Below are 17,528 nucleotides of genomic sequence, written 5' to 3' on the forward strand. Positions count from 1 at the left end.
AACTAGGGTTTTCATAACATACAAACAGAGACCGAAGAATCAATTCTGATTCATCAGTCCCGTAATTATAAAATAAGGTCTTCTTGTGTATACTACAGTCAATGGAATTGTTTTTAAAGCATAAAACTCAATACATTCTTCTTATTCTGATAAAATTGATGATCTCCTGGATGCCCATGAAAATCAAGATGAAACCGAATATTTGGAATAGAACCATCAAGCTTTTGAATGGATTGAACAATAAGACGAATCCGCCAATCAACAACAGAATACTATAAACACTCCAACTTTTAGCTTTTGTATTCATGCTGAAGAACAACTGGAACAAGCTGTTGATGATAACAGCTAATCCAAGAAGAATCGGCAGGATAGAAACGATTGCAGGTGCAAAAGCATAAACGATCAGCGCGCAGATCAGGAAAAAAAGACCACTAAACAGACCGATACTCCAAGAACCTGTTTTCCTTTTAAAACGGTAAGCCTCAAAAAGATTCAACAACCCAAGCAAAACAAGATAGGCAGTGATCAGATAACCGATAAAATGAAAAACAGCAGAAGGGTTTAGCACAATCGCAATCCCAGAAATAATATAAACAGCAGCTCTTAATAAGGCGTATTTTTGAATATTTTGTTTAATCGTCTCAAACATATAAGAAAACCTCCTTTGACTTATTTTAACGTGAACTAGTCATTTTACCAAATCAAACGTTACAAAATGAGTGAAGGAGAAGAGCTTCTTAAGGAAGATCATTTTCTGAGGATCTTTTCCATTTTTTTGCCTTTTGCTAGCTCATCGATCATTTTATCTAAATAACGAATTTCTTTCATCAAGTTATCCTCGATGTCTTCTACTCGCACACCACAAACAACACCTGTAATCAAAGAACGAGAAGGATTGGGGGCAGGGGCTTCCGCAAAAAACTGTTCGAAAGTCACTTGTTTTTGTAGTTGCTCTTCTAGTTCTGTTTGGGAATAACCTGTCAGCCAGCAAATGATTTCATCTACTTCCTCTTTTGTACGATCTTTTCTCTCTGCTTTTGCTACATACATGGGATAAACGCTTGCAAAACTTGTCTTAAAAATACGATTTTGCGCCATAATCAAGTCACCTTTCTTCTCTCAAACTATTTACTACTTATAGTATATAAGAAAAAGAGAAGAAAAAGTGATTATTCAAAAAAAAAGATAAAAAGGATTGTGACAAAATTCTTGTCACAATCCCTTTTTTCCGAATAAACGGTGTTCTCCTGCCTACTCCTCGGTCCCAAGTCACAATATTCAACAAACATGAGAAACTGTTTATTGAAATTGTTCCTTGTGACTCGGAGCGAAACGGCAGGCTCACAACCTCTATCTGACTTTTTTACAATCTTCATCGCTCAAGTGCGCATCAGATAATCGAATGCTCCTAAAGCTGCAGTAGCTCCTGAACCCATTGAAACGATGATTTGTTTGTATGGACTATCTGTACAATCACCAGCTGCGAAAACGCCGGGGATATTCGTTGCGCCATTTTTCTCGGTCACTATTTCATTTCTTGGGTTCATTTCGATCGTTCCATCTAGCCAATCCGTATTAGGAAGTAAGCCGACTAGAATGAATACTCCTGAAACAGCTAGTGTATGCATCTCCATCGTACGGCGATCGATATAGGAGAGAGATTCTACCTGATTCGTACCGCTGATTTCTTTCGTCGCTGCATGTTTGATAACAGTGACATTCGCAAGAGAGAATAGTTTATCCTGTAAGATTTGATCTGCTTTTAATTCTGGTAAGAATTCTAGAACATATACATGTTTTGCTAACCCAGCCAAATCGATTGCTGCTTCAACACCAGAATTACCACCGCCGATAACAGCAATCTCTTTTCCTTTGAATAGAGGGCCGTCACAGTGCGGACAATAAGCAATTCCTTTATTTTTAAACTCTTTTTCTCCCGGTACATTGATAGAACGCCAGTGCGCACCTGTCGCAATAATTGCCGTTTTTGCTTGAAGTGATATGCCGTTAGCCAAGCCGATAGTGATAAAATCTTGCTCTTTATTTAAGGAAACAGCCTGTTGATTGATCATAATATCGATAGGGTAACTACGCACATGATTTTCTACTTGCTGCATTAGTTTTGGCCCTTCTGTGTAAGGGGTACCAATCATATTTTCAATTCCCAGTGTTTCAACGACTTGTCCACCGAAGGAATCAGCAACAATCCCTGTGCGGATTCCTTTACGTGCTGCATAGATAGCTGCACTACTAGCTGCTGGTCCGCCACCGACCACTAATACATCATAAGGTTTTTTTTCAACTAATTCTTCTTCAACCAAAGGACCAGTGATTTTTTCAACGATTTGTTCGATCGTCATGCGTCCGCTACTAAATTCTTCACCATTTAAAAAAACTGTTGGCACTGCCATGATTTGTTTATCATCGATTTCTTTTTGGAACATACCGCCTTCAATCATCGTATGAGTAATATTTGGATTTAATACAGCTAATATATTCAATGCCTGTACAACGTCGGGGCAATTATGACAAGTCAAGCTGACATAACTGTCAAAATGCAGCGTTTGTTTGATTTGTTTGATTTTGAGACTCAAAGATTCACTGATTTTCGGTGCCCGTCCACTAATTTGCAACAGTGCTAGTAAAAAAGAAGCAAATTCATGACCGAGGGGGATACCAGCAAAAACAATTCCACTTTCTTTGCCAAGAGGGCTGATAGAAAAACTAGGTGTCCGCGTCAACTCTTTTTTTTCCCAAGAGATTTTAGGAGACATTTCTGATATTTCCTTCGTAAATTCTGCTAATTTTTGACTATTTTCACTAGTATCCAAACTAACAGAAAAAACAATAGGAGATTCAATCAGTGCTAAATATTGTTCGAGGTTTTGTTTAGTTTCTTTATCTAACATATCGACCACCTAAATTTTTCCAACAAGATCAAAACTTGGTTTCAATGTTTCGCCACTTTCTTTCCATTTTGCCGGACAAACTTCACCTGGGTGGGTACGTACATATTGAGCAGCCCGTATCTTATCAATCAGTGCACTAGCATCACGACCAATTCCATCTGCATTGATTTCCATGGCTTGAACGATGCCGTCTGGATCAATAATAAATGTTCCTCGTTGAGCTAATCCTTGTTCTTCATCCAACACATCAAAAATACGAGAAATCCGATGCGAAGGATCGCCAATCATCGTGTATTCGATTTTACCAATAGCATCTGATGTATCATGCCATGCTTTGTGAGTAAAATGGGTATCTGTAGAGCAAGAAAAGACTTCAACGCCCAAAGATTTCAAGGTGCTGTATTGTTCTTGTAAGTCTTCTAGTTCAGTGGGACAAACAAAAGTGAAATCTGCTGGGTAGAAACATAGGATGCTCCAATTCCCCATAAAGTCTTTCTCGCTAATTTCTAAAAATTCTCCTTGATGATAAGCTTGAGCGTTAAATTCTTCGATTTTTTTCCCAATCAATGACATAGTAAAACCTCCAATAATAATTATTTATAATTATTGTAATTTAGCTGGAGTTAGAAAGTCAATGAATATTTTGTTATTTAATAAAGATTACTCAAAAACGCTGGTTAATTATAAAATGGAAGAGGCATAAGAAAATACAACTACTTGAAATACTCAGGATAACGTTGAGTGACAGTTTCTTGTTCTTTCAGCATCATGTGCAAGTGCAATCCCGTTTGAAAACGAGCTTCTTCTGGTTTTTTATCGACTAATGCTCTGAATAAATCTTCATGTTGTTCCATGATCGTTTCCCATGGAAGCCCTTGTATGGTCACTCTTAACCAACGAAAACGTTCTAAATGGGTATTGTGGTCATCTAACCAGTTCCAAACTTCTTTTCTGCCGGCAATTTCGAAACAAGCTTCATGAAATAAATTATCTGCACGAAAAAACGCACGTTCATCCTTTATTTTGGCTGCTTTTTCTTGTTCTTCTAAAATTGTTTCTAACACTATTCGTGTTTGATGGTCCAATTTGGAACAGCATTCGATCATGATCTGCTGTTCTAATTGCTCTCGAACAAATCGAGCATTTTCTGCAGAATAGAGATTGATTCTTGAAACATACGTACCACTTTGAGGAACTGTGTACACGAGTTCTTGTTGACGTAGTTGAATCAATGCTTCGCGAATGGGGGTTCGGCCGATAGAAAGATGTGCCTCCAGCGCTTTTTCAGATATTTTTCTTCCAGGTTCTAGGTCCGCATAGATGATTTGTTTACGAATCGCTTGATAAGCTTGAGATTGCAAGCTACTTTTCATTTTTATACCTCCAAAATCATTTCTATGAACGTAGTATAACAGAAGAGATCTGAAAAACAATCTGATATGTCACTTAAACTAGTAAATTTGTATAAAAAGTAAAATTTTGATTGACACAGCGGTTTTTATTACATAAAATTCATTTGAAGACAAAAACTGATATGTTAGTTTAGGAGGGGAAAAATGATTGATTTAAACAACTGGGAGAACTTTATTCCTGAATTATCTCAAAAAGAAGTAGAAATACCTCATTTTGACCGTGCATCATTAAGAGAAACTGGACAAAGAAATCCTGTCTGGATCCATTTTGGTGGCGGAAATCTTTATCGAGGATTTCATGCAGAAATCGCTCAACGTTTAGCGGATCAAGGCGAATTGCCCACTGGTGTCATTGTTTGTGAAACATTCGATGAAGAAATAATTGAAAAGGCTTACCGAGATTTTGATGATTTGATTCTTGAAGTGGTCATGCCAAGCAGTGGAAAATTTGTCAAACGTATATTAGCTGCGACAGCTGACAGTCTGTATTGTCATCCAGATTGCTCGGAACACTTTTCTAAGATGATTGGGCACTTTGAAAATCCGAGTTTACAATTAGTTACTTTTGCTATTACTGAAAAAGGTTATCGATTGAAAGATACAAGTAATAAATATATAGGACCGATTGCAGTTGATATAAAAAATGGTCCGAAAAAGCCATCACATACGATGAGTATTCTTACTGCACTACTTTATAGACGGTTTTTATCGGGAGCTTGGCCGATTGCACTTGTCTCTACAGATAATTTTTCACAAAACGGCAGTCAATTACGTACTTCGCTGCTAGCGATCGCAAAAGAATGGCAAAAGGAAGGTTATGTACCAGAAACATTTATCCAATACTTATCGAATGAAGAAATCGTTGCGTTTCCATGGACAATGATTGACCGTATCACTCCGAATCCTTCCATATCAGTTAGCAGAATGTTGGCAGAAGAAGGCTTTTCAAATATGTCGATCTTGCAAACCGCAAAGGGAACCAATATTGCGCCATTCGTCAATACAGAAGACATCCATTATTTAATCATGGAAGATCATTTCCCAAACGGACGTCCGAGATTCGAAAAAGCTGGAGTGTTCTTGACTGATCGTGCAACGGTAGATAAAGCAGATACGATGAAAGTGACGACTTGTCTTAACCCTTTGCATACGGCTTTAGCTATTATGGGTTGTTTACTGGGTTATAGGAGTATAGCTGAGGAGATGAATGATCCAAATTTGTCGCTGTTAGTTTCTGAAATCGGGTACAATGAAGGTCTTCCAGTCGTAGAATCGCCTGGAATCATTGATCCAAAGACCTTTCTTGAAGAAGTAGTCACTGTGCGATTTCCTAATCCAAATATTCCTGACATGCCTCAGCGAATCGCCACGGATACCTCTCAAAAGGTGGCGATTCGTTACGGTGAGACGATTAAAAAATATATGGAAATAGAAAATAAGGACCCGCAGACTCTTGTGTTCATCCCATTGATTCTCGCTGCTTGGCTTCGATACCTTATTGGCCTTGATGATCAAGGAAAACCATTCACACCGAGTCTAGATCCTTTGCTGATAGAACTTCAGCACAGGCTTTCTGACATTCAATTGGGTACGCAAGATATCTCACATATCCAAGAGAAAATTGCTCCTATTTTGTCAAATAAAGAAATTTTTGGTGTAGATCTTTATCAAGCTGAGATTGGCAGAAAAATAGAAGGAATGTTCATCAAAATGTTGGCAGGACCCAATGCCGTACGAAAAACATTACAGAATTACTTACAAGAACATGGAGGAACTTTACAATGGAAATGACTTTTAGATGGTACGGTTCACAAGAGGAAAAGATTACTTTAGATGAAATCAGACAAATACCTGCAGTCAAAGGTATTGTAGGCACATTGATGGATATACCAGTAGGAGAAGTGTGGCCTAGGGAACGGATCAAAGAATTAAAAGAAGAAATTGAGTCTCATGGATTGACACTAAAGGTTATCGAAAGCGTCAATGTGCATGATGCCATTAAAATTGGATTACCGTCCCGTGAGCAGTATATCGAAAACTATAAACAGACAATCCGAAACTTGGCAGAATATGGAATAGAAGTCATCTGCTATAATTTTATGCCTGTATTTGATTGGGTCAAATCTGATCTTGATTACCGCTTAGAAGATGGCTCGTCTACGTTAGCTTTTATATCCGCTGATATTCCAGATGATCCAAAAGAAATCGTCGAACGCATCGAACAGTCCAGCAATGAATTCGAGTTGCCGGGGTGGGAACCTGAACGCTTAGCTCATATCAAATCTTTGCTTGAAGCGTATGCATCAGTAGACGAAGAAAAACTTCGAGAAAATTTTGCCTATTTTCTTCAATCAATCATCCCGACATGTGAAGAGGTAGGGATCAAAATGGCTGTACACCCAGATGACCCGCCGTACTCGATTTTTGGATTACCTCGAATCGTAAAGAATCGAGAAGATCTAGATTGGTTGTGCCGAGTAGTAGACAGTCCTTCTAACGGAATCACTCTTTGTACAGGAAGTATTGCAGAAGATCCAGAAAATGATGTGTATGAAATTTTAGCAGAATTTTGCCAAAGAGATCGGATCCCATTTGCTCACGTTCGAAATATCAAGTTTTTAGATAATCGAGATTTCTATGAAGCACCGCATAAATCAGAATACGGTTCATTAGACATGTACCGTATTCTAAAAACAATGTATGACAACGGATTTGACGGATACATCCGCCCTGATCATGGCAGAATGATTTGGAATGAGACAGGAAGACCAGGATATGGCTTATATGATCGAGCATTAGGTGCGGTATATCTAAATGGATTATGGGAAGCAATTGAAAAAGGAAATGAACGTAAAGAAAATCAGTAAATAATTTATAATTTTATTATGTAAACGAAAAAGATATTCAAACTTTTGTGACATAAATCCGTATGCTTTTTAACAGTATACGGATTTATGTCACTTCTTTGGTCTAGGAACTAGAGGTTATCTTGATTTTCTTTTTCTGATTGGTTTATAAGAGCCTCTTCTTTTAATTCAAAAATATATTCTGAAATCCTCATAATCACTTTTTTCCAATCTTCTGGTGTGATGATTCCCTTTAAAATATATATTTTTTTGATGTGGGAAGGCAATTGTTTCAAAGGGCAGTCACTGATAACGATGTTACAGTTCTCCATAAAATCGTTTTGTATTTTGATCGATTCATTTGAAAAAATTTGTTCTATCTTAACAATCAAATCTTTACTGATGTAAAAATCACGCGTATAGTTCACACCAATCACGATCAGCGGTTGTTTTTTGTAACGATCATATAAATGTACTAGATCTTCGACCATCCATAGCACATTTTCTTTTTCTAAAATATCTGGCAGCATATGTTGATTTTGTTCTCTGAAATCCATGTAAAATCGTTCGATAGCTGTTTGGATTTCTTTCAATACGTTCTGCTCTTGATAAAGCATAAAAGTAGGAAGGGGCGTATTTGGTTGATTGAAGTTAAGAAATCCATTATAAAGTTTATTTCGTGCGAACGCCAACGAGTAAAGAATCTTTTCTTTTTCAGGTATAAACAAATCAAATACTGTACAAAAGGATTCCACCATTTTTCTTGAATAAAGAACATGAGGAACATTTGCTTTTCTTAAAAGTTCGTATTGCTCCAAACTTGTTTTTTCTGATTCGATTTTCGTAATAGAGAGCCGAGCTAAAATATTCACTAAGATGCGTTGTTCGCGACAAATTGGCAGATTGGGGCGCAAAATATCGACAGAGGGATCAATAAAAAAGTCAATATATTCATACTCTTCAAATTCTCTTTGTACACCTTTCACAGAAGTAGCCGGAAAATTCTCTTTACATATTTTCAACAGCAAATATAATTTATCCATCATACCGCTATTCAGTCGGTCAAGTACCTCTTTTTTAAAAAAAGTATTCATCATAAAAGCAACTACCTGTGGTTCTTCATCATAAAAATCTGTAGCAGTACTTGAAAAGATATTCCAATAAATATCTAATGCTGCATATTGGATTTGTACTTCTTTTCCAGAAAAGGACTTTCTTCCATTATTAGAAAAGGAGACAGACAAACCATACAATGCTAAAAATGCATTGATTTTTTTCATTTTCGTATACAGATAAGAGGCACTATAGTTCGTTTGCTGACTTAAACTGATAATCGAATTTGTCTGACAACTGAACAAAGAAGTCAAGATCTGATAACTGACCGATTCGTTGCAGTACCTTCCAAATAGACGATAGTAGCAATAAGCCGGATCAATTCCTTCAAAATTCAACTTCAAAAAAGGTTTTTGTTTATCAATATGCAGTTTTGTTAGATTGAGACGCTCAAAATCTTGTTCTAATTCTTTGATGTATAATAGAAAATTTGATTCAGACATATGGAAATGATCTGCTAAATATTGTGTAGTAATAAAGAAACGATGTTCAGACAGGAAAAGAAAAATATCTAATTTTGTATTGCTTTTTTTCTTCAAAAGATACGTTTTTATCGCTTCTTGGGTTTGCATGAAGGGCGCTCCTTTTTAGTTAAATTGTTAAAACTTGAAAATATTACTGTTTTTTTCATGAAACTAGACAAAAAGACAGTAAACATATAGGCACAATCTCTACTATCTTATTTCTTGCATACAAAAAAATCAAGGAGTGAGAGAGTTATGAGATATCCAACCATCTTAATCTCAACATTTACAGCCTTAAGCTTATCGCTTACTATAAATCAGACAGTGCATACAGAGGAGATAGGAACAGCAAATTGGGCAGAAACCAAATGGGCCAATGTCAATCGAATTACTTTCCAAGATGAATTTTCTTCCTTCAATTCAGGTGTCACAAAATTAAAAAAAGGACAAACAGCGACCATCAAAGCAACAGTTGATTATTCGGGAGACATAGCACCGATACGACAATCAGCTGTTACATTTGAGAATGTTGACCCTGCTTTATTGATCAGTTACGACGAGAATACTTTGTCTATCCAACACAAGCAAGCAACATTTACTTTCACCGTCACATTAAATCAGGACTTGCTAAAACCAGCACTGTTTACTGTCAAAGTATCAGATGGCTTACCGAACGATCTTCATTATCTGACGCCGTATAGTCAACGGCAGACAGTTGAGCAAGATTCATCGATCGACTCAGGAGGAGGAGATCTTGTTGGGGAACCAACGGATAAACCAGAAAATGAAAACAAGCCTGATATACCGCCTACAGAAAATCCAGACGGAGAACAACAACCGGAAATAGAACCTGGTGAAGAGCCTGATACAGAAATGAAGCCAGAGCCAGACAATGAATCAAAACCTGAAACAACTCCCGAAGAAAAACCAGATGTCAGTCCAGAACCAGATACAGACTCTGGAAACGAAACAATACCGGAAACAAAACCAGGCACAGATAATGAAACCGAGAATCCAGAGAAACCAGATGTGACTCCAGAACCAGATACGGACTCTAGCAACGAAGCAAGACCAGAAGAAAAACCAGACACGGATAATGAAACTGAGAATCCAGAAACACCAAATGGGTTTCCAGAAGAAAAGCCGGATGTGGCCCCAGAAATGCCAGAAAAAACACCTGAAACAAATATAACGGCAAAAGAGATAAGCACCCAAAAGGATGAAAAGAAAGAGAGTCAAAAAATAAATACAACCATTCGACAAATAAATGAAGAAAAGCAGAATACACACACACAACGATTTGATAGACCTCACCTAGCTGAGACTTTAAAAAGTAGCAAAGATACAATCCTTGCTAGTCCTGATACGAAAAATAAACAGCTGCCAAAATCTGGAGAAGCACAAAATAAAGTCATACTGTGGAGCGGAATCATTCTTTTAAGTATAACAACAATGTTTTCTGTAAAAAGATTTAAACAAAATAGATGACACTGACATTTGAAGAATGTCGGAGAACACATTTTTACAAACGAAAAAGTAATATTAATAAAACGACCCTGAATAACAGATTCTAAATCTGATATTTAGGGTCGTTCTAATTTTTATCTTTCTTCATTTTTAATTTAAAGGAGATCTGTTTCTCTTGGTGAATGATTCGGAATCTTTTTCACTTTCAGCACATCTAAAAAGAAGGTGAAAATCGGGATGCCGACAATCAATCCCCAAACGCCAAAGAATCGTTCACTAACAAGCAAGACCACGAATGTATAAAAAATCGGCAAGTCTGTTTTGCTAGACATTAATTTTGGGTTCAGTACATAAGATTCGATCAGATGCACAACCAAAATCGTCATCAGGATATAAACAACATCTCTGATTCCTCCTTGGGAATAAGCAATGAAAGATAGAGGAATACAAGAAATAATAACGCCTGCTACAGGGATCAGACTTAGAATGAATATCATAATTGCTAAGCTCAGCAGTTGGTGAAAGCCAAATGTATTGACAAACTTATCGGCGAAATAATATAGATCTTGAAAGAACCAAGAAAACTCACTTTTTAAAAACAACCGTGAGAATAAAATCGTTTTTTGCTTTTCAATCATAAAAAAGAAACTTAAGATGAACGACATAGCGAACGCCACGGCCAGTTTTCCTATATCTTGTAAATAGCCAAGCGCAATTGACGCACCATTTTGAAGCTGTTCAAAGAAATCGTTCCGTTCGATATAATTGTGGATGTATTGTAAAACTGGATCCGCATCTTTTGGTTGATGCTCGTAAAAATCAATAACAGATTGAATCATATCGAATGTTTGATGAATAAGCATCGGGATATACTTTGTGAATGCCAGATAGATAAGATAAACGATCAATGTATAAATCATGATGGCTAAAATACCTGTAGGGATTCGGACAAATCGCTGAATGATCTGAACAAGGTGGATCATCAAGTAAGTAAAGATAAATGTGAGTAAAATGGTTGTAATCATACTTCTTACTAAGAAAAGTACAAAAATGACAGATAATAAAACCGTGAGGCGGCGTATTTTTTCATTCGCCAAAAAACGCTGATAAACGGACAATTTGACAACCTCCAAATAACAAAAATAAACACGTTATTCATTATATGATGGAATACGAAAATAAGAAAGGGAAAGAGCAAAAAGAAAAACCGCTAAATGACGTTATCTTATGAGTTGGTTTTCCTCATAAAATCGTTCATCTAGCAGTTTCAGCCCTTTTTCTGGTCTTGATGAAAATTATCTAGCATTTTTCGGGTCAGATGTTGCAGTGTATCCAATTCTTCCTGTTCAAGTGGAAGATAAGACTTGATCTTTTGTGGAATACCTTCTGCTTGTTTTTGCAACGCAACTCCTTGAGAAGTGAGCGTAACATTTACGATTCTTTCATCATCCGTTTCACGCTGACGCTTGATATAATTTTTTTCTGCTAACTTCTTCAGTAAGGGGGTTAGCGTACCAGAATCCAGACACAAATCATTTCCTAGCTCTTTCACTGTAGTCTTTTTCTTTTCCCATAAAACTAGCATCACAAGATACTGGGTATAGGTAAGATCCAGCGGTTTGAGAAGGGGAGTGTAGTGCCTGATGATCTCCTTAGAGGCGGCATATAAAGGAAAACATACTTGATTAGCTAAATATAGATCTTCCATTTTTCCACCTCCGCTGTTTCACTATAGTGTATCATAGCGGATTTACACAAAAAAGTCTATTCACTAACAGCTTTCAGAGTAACTTCGATATTTCCAGCTGTCGCTTTTGAATAAGGGCACACTTTATGTGCAGCTTCTAATAATTCTTGGGTTTCTTCTAGAGAAAGGCCTTCGATAGATCCTTCAATCTCTACGCCTAAGACAAAGCTCATTTCACTTTCGGAATAAAGAGAAACTTGTGCGCTGACAGTAGAAGCGCCAGAAATATTTTTTTGTTGTTTAATCAACTCCAATGCACTGTTGAAACAGGCACTGAAACCAGCTGCAAACAATTGTTCAGGATTTGTTGCGTTTTCAACACGTTTACCAGGAGCTGCAATATTTAATTCGAATGTGTGATCAGGATTATGGACTTCTCCAGAACGTCCGCCTGTGTTGATCATTTTTGTAGAATACATTTTTTTCATAAGATTACCACCTTTTATTATATTTGATACAATTAGATTGTACACAACTTAATTATGAAAAGCAAAGAAATTGATTATTCAAGAAAAAAGAGAAAGCACATGGAACAAACTTGCTTCCTCTAATAAGAACAATTACAAAAAAATATCAGTGACAAGAACTAATCTCATCATAAACTTTACATATATTTTTCAAAAAGTTGTTTTCTTTCTTCAAAACTTACTTCACGATGAACCTGATGAAGCATCCATAAATAACCAAAAGGATCCCGGAACATCGAATTGGTCACACCAAAGTCCATCATTTCTGTCATTTCTTGGATCTCTACGCAGCCATTTCGTAATGCTTTATTATGTGTGTCCTTAATGTCAGAGACGATGATATTGAACCAGATCGTATTTGGATGTTCAGCAGTAGGGGCAGTCAGACCAAGGGGCGGATTTTCATCCAGCATATGGAACCGCGTGCCATACAAGGAAAAAATGACTTCATTATTGCCTCTAGGATACTCTGTTGCCTCAATCAGTTCTATTTCATCAAAGATCGTTTGATAAAGTTTTAGAGCTTTCAAACTGTCATTTAATACAAAATCGATTTCTGTTCCTTTATGCATAAAATTCTCCTCTCTTTTTCAATCGAACATTTACTTACTTCTTCTATTATTATACCAGTTAAAGAAAACGCATTCAAAATAATGGTATTGATTACTTACCAACTCATTCGATTGGATGATAAGTAAATCCGCGTCCCATTACTTCTGCTACGCTGTTGACAATGACAAAGGCGCTTGGATCAATTTCTTCTATCAGAGGTTTCATTCGAGAGAATTCATGATCGGTCACAACGATCAATAACACTTCTTTTGACTTTCGGTTATAGCCGCCTTTTGCCTCCAGCAAGGTAAGCCCGCGTCCGATTTCAGCACTTAAGCGAAGGCGAATGTCTTCCAAAGAATGTTCGCTCATGACCATGACGGATTTCTTCCGATTGATCCCTGTTTCGATATAGGTCATGACAATTGAAGTGATTGCAATAGATAAGATAGCGTAAAGAAATTCTTCTATTCCAAAAACAAACAGATTGAGAGAAACGACGAAAGCATCTGTAAGAAATAGGCCGATCGAAGTGTTCAAGTGGAAATATTTTTTAAAAACGAGGGGAGGGATCGTCGTGCCACCACTGGAAGAGTTATTTTTATATAAGATGGCCACTCCTAAAGCAAAAATCGCACTTCCAAAAATGACAGATAACAACCGATCTGAAGTAATCATCATCTCTGGTACTACCGCGATGATCAAAGGAAAAACTAAGCTTCCAAAAAGCACTTTGAAAAAAGGTTTTTTACCTAAAAACAGAAGAGCTAGCACTAACATAACGATATTCAATACTAAAATGACTATAGCACGGTCAAAACTGAAAGCAGCTTCCAGTAATATTCCTAGTCCGCTGACACCACCAGCAGCGATATGATGAGGCCCTAAAAACATATTGATAGCGACTCCTAATATAAAGAGGGCAAAAATAATCTTGGCATATGTCCATATAAATTGTCTTGTTTCTTTCATTTATCCACTTCCTTTAGTTGATTAACAGTATTCTTATCTTATTATAACTTATTTTTCACTATAAGTTAACTTCGTTTAAGAAAAAAATTAGGCTTGGCTAATTTAGGATGTTCAACTTATCTGAAATCACTTGATCAAACAAAAACTCTTAAAAAACTTTTTCAATTAGGAGGATCGAATATAGCGAGCAGAGAAACAGAGAAACTAAGATAACTATAGAACTCGAAATAGGTAGAAAATAGATTCAAAAACTTTTAAAAGTTTTAGGACTATCTGTTGAATTCGTTTAAAAAGTAATAGAAAAGTGTCAAAAAAACTGTTACCGATAACATTTTTGAAAGCGTTGTCTTTTCTATCTCTATCACTTATAGTGAGGACGTAATATTAAATCGCAAGGAGGAAATCAATGGACACAGCTGCAATTTATCATCGACCGGAAAGTGAATATGCATTTCTATATACGAATACAAAATTCCGTATCCGGCTTCGTACTCGGAAGAATGATATCAAAAAAGTATATGTGTTAAGCGGAGATCCGTATACCATAACAACTGAAAAATGGTATCAAAAAGAACGATCAATGAAAAAATGTCTAAGTACAAATGTTCATGATTATTGGGAAGTTGAATTGACAAGTGAAACAAGACGATTACAATATGCGTTCCATGTTATTGGAGAAGACAGCACGGATTGTTTCTATGGGGATCAAGGTGTTTTTCCTTATCGAGAAAATGTGATTGCTGAACCAAATTTTTATTTTCGAATGCCTTATTTCCATCAAATTGATCGCTTCGTTGTACCAGAATGGGTGAAAGAAACAGTATGGTATCAAATTTTTCCTGAAAGATTTGCAAATGGGGATAAAGCAAATGATCCCGATCATACTTTGGCTTGGGGAAGCAAAGATCCAGATCGTGAAGATTTCTTTGGCGGGGATTTACAAGGTGTGATGGAGCATCTGAATTATTTGACAGACCTTGGTATCAATGGAATATACTTTTGTCCCATATTTAAAGCTACATCCAATCACAAGTACGATACGATCGACTATTATGAAGTCGATCCCGCATTTGGAGATAAAAAACTTTTAAAAAACTTAATTGATGAAGCACATAAACGAGGGATACGTATCATGTTTGATGCTGTATTCAATCATATGGGGATCCATTCGCCCCAATGGCAAGATGTACTCGAAAACGGAGAAAAATCAATCTATAAAGACTGGTTCCATATCCGCTTTTTCCCAGTAGATTCCTATCAGATGACTGATGTGCCAGAAACTGCTGAAAATATCCCATATGATACTTTTGCTTTTACTCCATTCATGCCCAAACTAAATACAGCAAATCCAGAGGTTCAAAAATATTTACTAGATATTGCCACCTATTGGATAAAAGAGTTCGATATTGATGGATGGCGACTAGATGTTGCTAATGAAGTGGATCATCATTTTTGGAAAAAATTCAGAGAAGAAGTCACAGTCATCAAACCTGATATCTATATCCTGGGAGAGATCTGGCATTCCTCACAGGCCTGGCTGCAAGGGGATGAATTCCACGCAGTAATGAATTACGCATTTACAGATTCAATTAAAGATTATTTTGCAAAAAAGAAAATTACAGCTTCGCAAATGGTTAGCGGAATGAATCATCAGCAAATGCTTTACAGAGATCAGGTGAACGAAGGGACATTTAACTTATTAGATTCTCATGATACTGCAAGGATTTTGACTCTTTGTAATGGGAACAAGGAATTGATGAAATCTGTGATGACTTTTATGTTTCTTCAAAAAGGATCTCCTTGTATCTATTATGGGACAGAAGTAGGGATGACTGGTGGAGAAGACCCAGATTGTCGAAAATGTATGATCTGGGAAAAAGAAAAACAAGATCTAGAACTGTTCGGTTTTATAAAAGAACTCGTTTCTCTTAGGAAACAGTTGTCTAAGATTCTTTCTGAAGGGGCTACCCAATGGCTAATAGTAAATGATCGTGAAGATAAGCTCTATTTTGTACGTGAACTAGAGGGGCAGATTATCCATATTTACTTCAATCAGTCAGAAGAACCTTGGATAGTAGAACAGGAAAATGAGGTTATTCTTAGTCAAAATTGTCAGTTATTAGAAGATGGGAAAGCAGAGATACAGCAATACGGATTTTTGATTATGTGTTGAAAAACTGTTACCGGTAACAATAAGAAAGCGTTTGCAAATAAAGATTTGTGCCCATTATAATAATGGTGTAACAGCACGTTGAATACACAGGAGGAAATGAAGATGAAAAAACGAAACGCGAAAAAATTAGGTTTAGGGTTAGTCTCTTTAGGAATCTTAGGCGGATTAGCGGCTTGTGGCAATGGAAATTCTTCAGCAGAAGGGGACACGGAAGAAGGAAAAACGTTAACAGTCTCCGTTGATTCTGGATATAAAGATTATATAAACGAAATAAAAGATACATTCGAAAAAGAAAACGATGTGAAGATCAAGCTGGTAGAAAAGGACATGTTCGATCAGTTAGAATCATTAGCGTTAGATGGTCCTGCTGGAAAGGGACCTGACGTTATGATGGCAGCATATGACCGGATCGGTGCGTTAGGACAGCAAGGACATCTGGCGGAAGTAAAACTGGGAAATGAATCAGCTTACGATGAAACAGACAAGGCCCAAGTGACTTATGATGGAAAAATCTATGGAGAGCCTGCAGTAATCGAGACCCTTGTTTTGTACTATAACAAAGATTTAGTCGATACAGCACCAGCGACGTTTAAAGATTTGGAAAATCTATCCAAAGACAGTCGTTTTGCTTTTGAGTCAGAAGCAGGAAAAAATACAGGATTTTTAGCTAAATGGACTGACTTTTATTATTCCTATGGTTTGATTGCAGGTTACGGTGGCTATGTATTCGGTGATGATGGTACAGATCCTTCTGATATCGGTTTGAATAATGCAGGTGCTGTAGAAGGAATTTCTTATGCAACAGATTGGTTCCAAAATGTTTGGCCTAAGGGAATGCAAGACATAAAAAGTGCAGGAGACTTCGCCAGCCAGCAATTCATGTCCAACAAAACTGCAGCAATTATTGACGGCCCATGGCAAGCGCAAACATACAAAGAAAACAATATCAATTATGGTGTTGCAAAAATCCCTACTCTAAACAATGGACAGCCTTATCAACCATTTGGCGGAGGAAAAGGATGGGTAGTCAGCAATTACGCTAAAAACAAAGATCTCTCTCAAAAATGGCTCGATTATGTAACGAATCAGGAGAATCAAGAGAAATTCTTTGAAATGGTAAATGAAATCCCTGCAAATCAACAAGCTCGGGAAACAGCAAAGGCTAAAAACGATGAATTAACAACAGCTGTGATCGAACAATATGAAACAGCTCAAGCAATGCCAAACATCCCAGAAATGGGTGAAGTTTGGACAGGTGCAGAAAACTTGATGTTCGATGCAGCATCAGGTTCAAAAACACCAAAAGAATCCGCAGATGAAGCAGTGAAAACAATCAGTGAAGCCATAGAACAAAAATACTGATTAAAATGATAACCGTCCATTTTTATAAAAAATGGAACAGGTGC

Annotated in this window: 16 protein-coding genes; 5 read left to right on the forward strand and 11 right to left on the reverse strand. The window is 36.9% G+C overall.

Annotation, left to right across the window (positions count from 1 at the left end; translation table 11 throughout):
• Positions 1 to 127 precede the first annotated feature (127 nt).
• The 5 genes from AB3I00_RS07970 to AB3I00_RS07990 form a co-directional block, all read right to left on the reverse strand.
• On the reverse strand, positions 128 to 649 hold the full coding sequence (locus AB3I00_RS07970) for an HdeD family acid-resistance protein (RefSeq protein WP_002290703.1): 522 nt from the start codon (positions 647 to 649) through the stop codon (positions 128 to 130).
• A 98-nt stretch (positions 650 to 747) separates the two neighbouring features.
• Positions 748 to 1,098 carry a DUF2200 domain-containing protein gene (locus AB3I00_RS07975; protein WP_086285994.1) on the reverse strand — a complete coding sequence of 117 codons (351 nt, stop codon included), beginning with the start codon at positions 1,096 to 1,098 and terminating at the stop codon, positions 748 to 750.
• A 281-nt stretch (positions 1,099 to 1,379) separates the two neighbouring features.
• Positions 1,380 to 2,909, reverse strand: coding sequence for an alkyl hydroperoxide reductase subunit F (gene ahpF, locus AB3I00_RS07980; RefSeq protein WP_086285996.1), 1,530 nt, complete (start codon positions 2,907 to 2,909; stop codon positions 1,380 to 1,382).
• 9 nt (positions 2,910 to 2,918) lie between these two features.
• Positions 2,919 to 3,482, reverse strand: coding sequence for an alkyl hydroperoxide reductase subunit C (gene ahpC / locus AB3I00_RS07985; RefSeq protein ID WP_086285997.1), 564 nt, complete (start codon positions 3,480 to 3,482; stop codon positions 2,919 to 2,921).
• Between the two features lie 140 nt (positions 3,483 to 3,622).
• Entirely contained in the window at positions 3,623 to 4,282 is a 660-nt protein-coding gene (locus AB3I00_RS07990; protein WP_123837934.1) for a GntR family transcriptional regulator, read from the reverse strand.
• A 183-nt stretch (positions 4,283 to 4,465) separates the two neighbouring features.
• Here AB3I00_RS07990 and AB3I00_RS07995 point away from each other — a divergent pair, with 183 nt between their 5' ends.
• Both AB3I00_RS07995 and uxuA read left to right on the forward strand, forming a co-directional pair.
• On the forward strand, positions 4,466 to 6,112 hold the full coding sequence (locus AB3I00_RS07995) for a mannitol dehydrogenase family protein (protein WP_368025025.1): 1,647 nt from the start codon (positions 4,466 to 4,468) through the stop codon (positions 6,110 to 6,112).
• A complete protein-coding gene (gene uxuA, locus AB3I00_RS08000; RefSeq protein WP_368025026.1) occupies positions 6,103 to 7,188 on the forward strand; it encodes a mannonate dehydratase in 1,086 nt (361 codons plus the stop codon). Before AB3I00_RS07995 ends, uxuA begins: the two co-directional genes overlap by 10 nt.
• A gap of 110 nt (positions 7,189 to 7,298) precedes the next feature.
• On the opposite strand, the gene AB3I00_RS08005 is transcribed toward uxuA, so the two are convergent.
• A complete protein-coding gene (locus tag AB3I00_RS08005) occupies positions 7,299 to 8,852 on the reverse strand; it encodes a helix-turn-helix domain-containing protein (RefSeq protein WP_368025027.1) in 1,554 nt (517 codons plus the stop codon).
• Between the two features lie 147 nt (positions 8,853 to 8,999).
• On the opposite strand from AB3I00_RS08005, the gene AB3I00_RS08010 reads away from it, so the two are divergent.
• A complete protein-coding gene (locus AB3I00_RS08010) occupies positions 9,000 to 10,232 on the forward strand; it encodes an LPXTG cell wall anchor domain-containing protein (protein ID WP_368025028.1) in 1,233 nt (410 codons plus the stop codon).
• A gap of 134 nt (positions 10,233 to 10,366) precedes the next feature.
• On the opposite strand, the gene AB3I00_RS08015 is transcribed toward AB3I00_RS08010, so the two are convergent.
• The 5 genes from AB3I00_RS08015 to AB3I00_RS08035 form a co-directional block, all read right to left on the reverse strand.
• Positions 10,367 to 11,329, reverse strand: a complete 963-nt coding sequence (locus AB3I00_RS08015) for an AI-2E family transporter (protein ID WP_368025029.1) — start codon at positions 11,327 to 11,329, stop codon at positions 10,367 to 10,369.
• A 149-nt stretch (positions 11,330 to 11,478) separates the two neighbouring features.
• Positions 11,479 to 11,919 (reverse strand): MarR family winged helix-turn-helix transcriptional regulator, encoded by a 441-nt coding sequence (locus tag AB3I00_RS08020; RefSeq protein WP_002290718.1) that lies wholly within the window; start codon positions 11,917 to 11,919, stop codon positions 11,479 to 11,481.
• Between the two features lie 56 nt (positions 11,920 to 11,975).
• The gene (locus AB3I00_RS08025; RefSeq protein ID WP_002290719.1) at positions 11,976 to 12,386 is read right to left on the reverse strand and encodes an organic hydroperoxide resistance protein; all 411 of its coding nucleotides are present in this window, start codon (positions 12,384 to 12,386) and stop codon (positions 11,976 to 11,978) included.
• A gap of 176 nt (positions 12,387 to 12,562) precedes the next feature.
• Positions 12,563 to 12,997: a VOC family protein gene (locus AB3I00_RS08030; protein ID WP_065773102.1), complete on the reverse strand. Its 435-nt coding sequence runs from the start codon at positions 12,995 to 12,997 to the stop codon at positions 12,563 to 12,565.
• A 103-nt stretch (positions 12,998 to 13,100) separates the two neighbouring features.
• Positions 13,101 to 13,949, reverse strand: a complete 849-nt coding sequence (locus AB3I00_RS08035) for a YitT family protein (RefSeq protein ID WP_368025030.1) — start codon at positions 13,947 to 13,949, stop codon at positions 13,101 to 13,103.
• Positions 13,950 to 14,355: 406 nt separating this feature from the next.
• Between AB3I00_RS08035 and AB3I00_RS08040 the strand changes: the two genes are divergently transcribed.
• Complete coding sequence (locus AB3I00_RS08040) at positions 14,356 to 16,122, forward strand: glycoside hydrolase family 13 protein (protein ID WP_368025031.1); 1,767 nt, start codon at positions 14,356 to 14,358, stop codon at positions 16,120 to 16,122.
• 102 nt (positions 16,123 to 16,224) lie between these two features.
• Complete coding sequence (locus AB3I00_RS08045) at positions 16,225 to 17,484, forward strand: extracellular solute-binding protein (RefSeq protein WP_002290727.1); 1,260 nt, start codon at positions 16,225 to 16,227, stop codon at positions 17,482 to 17,484.
• Positions 17,485 to 17,528 lie beyond the last annotated feature (44 nt).

Source organism: Enterococcus sp. C76, from assembly GCF_040886985.1.
In the GTDB taxonomy this organism is placed as follows: domain Bacteria; phylum Bacillota; class Bacilli; order Lactobacillales; family Enterococcaceae; genus Enterococcus_B; species Enterococcus_B lactis.